The sequence below is a fragment of the Nautilia sp. genome (genome assembly GCF_053994455.1).
Map to the genome: position 1 here is coordinate 1 of NZ_JBMYAU010000096.1, position 4434 is coordinate 4434.

Annotated in this window: 3 protein-coding genes; all 3 read left to right on the forward strand. The window is 39.9% G+C overall.

Annotated elements, in window-relative coordinates; translation table 11 throughout:
• Positions 1-2681 (forward strand): nitrate reductase catalytic subunit NapA (gene napA, locus ACXJIE_RS07230; protein WP_456480298.1); only part of this gene is annotated, 2681 nt, incomplete at its 5' end.
• 8 nt (positions 2682-2689) lie between these two features.
• The gene (gene napG / locus ACXJIE_RS07235; RefSeq protein ID WP_456480299.1) at positions 2690-3511 is read left to right on the forward strand and encodes a ferredoxin-type protein NapG; all 822 of its coding nucleotides are present in this window, start codon (positions 2690-2692) and stop codon (positions 3509-3511) included.
• On the forward strand, positions 3499-4344 hold the full coding sequence (gene napH, locus ACXJIE_RS07240; RefSeq protein WP_456480300.1) for a quinol dehydrogenase ferredoxin subunit NapH: 846 nt from the start codon (positions 3499-3501) through the stop codon (positions 4342-4344). Before napG ends, napH begins: the two co-directional genes overlap by 13 nt.
• Positions 4345-4434: the final 90 nt, after the last annotated feature.

Here is a 4434-nt window from a genome sequence, read left to right on the forward strand (position 1 = left end):
AGGCGGTTTGTCGTTTCTGCGGTACCGGATGCGGTATTATGGTTGCAGTTAAAGACGACAAAATCGTAGCTGTTAAAGGTGACCCGGAAAGTCCGGTTAACAGAGGTATCAACTGTATTAAAGGATACTTCAACGCAAAAATTATGTATGGTGCGGACAGACTTACTCAACCTTTATTAAGAATGAATGACAAAGGTGAATTTGATAAAAACGGTAAGTTCAGACCGGTAAGCTGGAAAAGAGCTTTCGATGAAATGGAAAAACAGTTTAAAAAATACTATAACGAATTAGGTCCGACCGGTGTTGCGGTATTCGGTTCGGGACAGTATACGATTCAGGAAGGTTATGCGGCTGTTAAATTGGTAAAAGCGGGATGGAGAAGTAACAACATAGACCCGAATGCAAGACACTGTATGGCGAGTGCGGTTGTAGGTTTTTATCAAACATTCGGTATTGACGAACCAGCAGGATGTTACGACGATATCGAAATTACGGATACCGTATTCGTATGGGGTGCGAATATGGCGGAAATGCATCCTATTCTATGGTCAAGGGTATCCGATGCGAAACTTAACAATCCCGATAAATACTATATAGTAAACCTATCCACATATAGAAACAGATGTTCGAATCTTGCCGATATGGAAATCATTTTCAGACCGAACGGGGATCTTGCCATAATGAATTATCTTGCAAGAGAAATTATTAAAAGAAATGCTGTAAACTGGGATTTTGTTAAAAAACACACAATCTTCGCTACAGGACACGCGGATATCGGATACGGAATGAGAAATCCTAATTCACCACACGTTACCGACAAAGAAAGAGATACGGTGGCAAAACAGGTTGCAAAAGTGGTGACCGATGAAGAAGCTATTGCATTATCACCTATCGGTAAATGGAAAGCCGGCGATGAAATGCAAATGACTCACACTGCCGGTAAAAAACCGTTCTGGCATTGGCAAATCAGTTTTGAAGATTTCAAAAAAGGCGTGGAGCCTTATACACTTGACTATGTAGCAAAAGTTGCAAAAGGTGATCCTGATGAATCACTTGACAGTTTCAAAAGAAAATTAGTAAAACTGGCTGATTTATATTGCGATCCTAACAGAAAAGCATTATCTTTCTGGACAATGGGATTCAACCAGCACGTAAGAGGAAGCTGGATCAACGAACTTGTTTATATGGTTCATCTATTAGTCGGTAAACAATCCCAACCCGGAAGCGGTGCGTTCTCATTAACAGGTCAGCCGAGTGCGTGCGGTACGGCAAGAGAAGTAGGTACATTCGCTCATAGACTTCCAGCGGATATGCTTGTAGGTAATCCTAAACACAGAAAAATTACCGAAAGAATGTGGAAAATTCCCGAAGGAACACTTAATCCTAAAGTCGGAAGTCACTTTGTAAAAATCATGAGAGATATTGAAGACGGTAAAATCAAATGGGCTTGGGTTCACGTAAACAACCCATGGCAAAATACGGCAAATGCAAACCATTGGATTAAAGCGGCAAGAACGATGGATAACTTCATTGTTGTAAATGAAGCATATCCTGGTGTATCAGCAAGGGTTGCCGACTTAATTTTACCGGTAGCTATGATTTATGAAAAATGGGGAGCTTACGGTAATGCGGAAAGAAGAACTCAGCACTGGAGACAACAGGTAACACCTCCGGGTGAAGCAATGCCTGATTTATGGACTATTATGGAATTTTCTAAGAGATTTAAACTTAAAGAGGTATGGAAAGCACATCCTCAAGCTAAACTTCCAAGCGTACTTGATAAAGCGAAAGCTATGGGATATGATCCTGAAATGACACTGTTTGACGTACTCTTTAACAGAGCTGAATATCATAAATTTAAATGGCCGGATCCGATTGCGAAAAATCCTCAAACAGGAAAACTGCATAACAATACCGAAGCGGCGGGAGACGGCAGAAGAATTATAGGAACTGACGGTAAAGAGTGGAAAGGTTACGGATTCTTCGTACATAAAGCATTATGGGAAGAATACAGAAAATTCGGTCTCGGACATGCACATGACTTAGCAGACTTCGATACATATCATAAAGTTAGAGGACTTAGATGGCCGGTAGTCAACGGTAAAGAGACTAAATGGAGATTTAACGCCGAATACGACCCGTATGCAAGAAAATACGCAAAACCGGGAGAAAAATTCGCATTTTACGGACCGCTTCTTAAAGCACTTAAAAGAGGTGACCTTAAAGGGCCTAAAACAAAAGCTAAATTCAGCTTAGCAAACAAAGCGAAAATTTTCTGGAGACCGTTTATGGTGCATCCTGAAGATCCTAAATACGATACAAAAGGTTACAACTTCTGGCTATGTACGGGTAGAGTTCTAGAACACTGGCATACCGGTACAATGACTATGAGGGTACCTGAATTATATAGAGCAATGCCTGAAGCGCTTTGTTATATGAACCCTAAAGATGCTAAAGCACTCGGACTTAACAGATTCGATTTAGTCGTAATAGAAAGTAGAAGAGGTAAAGTTAAAGCGAGAGTTGAAACAAGAGGAAGAAATAAACCTCCAAGAGGATTAGTATTTGTTCCATTCTTTGATGAAAAAATATTAATTAATAAAGTTTGTCTTGACGCTACATGTCCTATGAGTAAAGAGACGGATTATAAAAAAGCGGCTGTTAAAATATATAAAGCTTAAGGATATAAATGGAAAATAAAAGACGCTCATTTTTAGTCAATTTAATTCAAGCGGGTGCGGCGGCTACCGTCGCCGGAACCGTTGTTGCCGGATTTGCCGAAGAAAACAAGGCGAAAGAATTGACATTAAGACCTCCGGGTGCTTTAAAAGAAAATGATTTTCTTAAAACATGCATAAGATGCGGGCTTTGTGTGGAAGCTTGCAAAAACAGGGAAAACAAAGTCATAATAGACGGAAATGAAATTATTACATTAAAATTAGGTGCGCCCGGAGATAAAGTTCCTATCGGCACACCCTATTTTATAGCAAGAACGGGACCTTGTTTTATGTGTGACGACATACCTTGTATGTATGCGTGCCCGAGCGGAGCTCTTACACCGGAAGAATGCAAAAACGAAAAGGGTGAAATTGCTATCGATTACGCTAAAATGGGCGTCGCCGTAATTGATCCGAGCAGCTGCATCGCGTTTTGGGGATTACAGTGTACAGCCTGTTACAGGGCATGCCCCGAACTTGACAAAGCCATAACCATCGAATGGAGACAAAACAAAAGAACGGGCAAACATGCATACAGAATACCGGTTGTGCATGAAGATGCATGTACCGGATGCGGTATGTGTGAGCAGGCATGTGTTACGGAAGTTGCGGCAATTAAAATATTCCCGAGAGAAGTCGTCCTCGGAAAAGCGGGAGATAGATACGTAAAAGGCTGGGATAAAAAAGATCAACAGCGTGTAAAAAATGCCTCTACTAATACCAAAACGGTAACCGGTAGGAGCAAAAAAAGCGCGGTCGATAATTTGAATGAAGGAATCAAATGGGATCAATAATTAAAAACAAATATCTGATTTTAAGAAGAATATCCCAGCTTACGATATTGTTTCTCTATTTTGCCGCAAATGCGTACGGATGGAAAATATTAGTAGGTAATTTAAGCTTTTCGAAGCTTTTTAATACGATACCGCTAGCAGATCCTTTTACGGTATTACAAATGCTATTTGCAGGTGCCGTAATCAGTGCGGATTTGATAATCGGTATTTTTATCGTTTTTTTAATCTATGGGATAATCGGAGGGAGAGCATACTGCAGTTGGGTTTGCCCGGTCAATTTAATAACCGATTTTGCAGCATGGGTCAGAAGAAAAACAAATCATGAAAAAGACAATTTAATCAGTACGAATAAAACCAGAAATTTCAGATACGCCTTTTTAGCGGTATTATTGATAGTATCCGCACTTATCGGAGCGGCGGCATTCGAATTTATAAATCCAATCGGAATTTTTACAAGGGGTGTCGCTTTTTCATTAGGATTCGGATGGGTATGGCTGTTAACAATATTTATTTTCGACGCATTCGTTTTAAAAAACGGCTGGTGCGGACATATATGCCCGGTCGGTGCTATGTACAGCGTACTCGGAACCAAAAGTGTAATTCGCGTATATCATAATAAAGACAACTGCACAAACTGCGGTGAATGTTTAAAAATTTGTCCGGAAAGCCAGGTATTAACACCTGTAATTAATAAAAAAAGCGACTTTATTTCAGGTATCGAATGTACAAACTGCGGAAGATGTATCGAAGTTTGTAACGACAATGCGCTGAAATTTTCTTTAAGAAATTATATTAACTCAAAAGGAGAGAGAAATGAGAAAACTACTAATTAGTTCTGCTTTAATAGCAGGATTTATATTTACAGGATGTCAAACGTTAGGAACGTCATCTAACGCAAAGGAAGTAAAAGTTACAGGAATCAG

Excerpts from the sequence above, each read along its gene's own strand:
- napG (WP_456480299.1), top strand. The coding sequence starts at position 2,690 with ATGGAAAATAAAAGACGCTCATTTTTAGTCAATTTAATTCAAGCGGGT.
- napH (WP_456480300.1), top strand. The coding sequence starts at position 3,499 with ATGGGATCAATAATTAAAAACAAATATCTGATTTTAAGAAGAATATCC.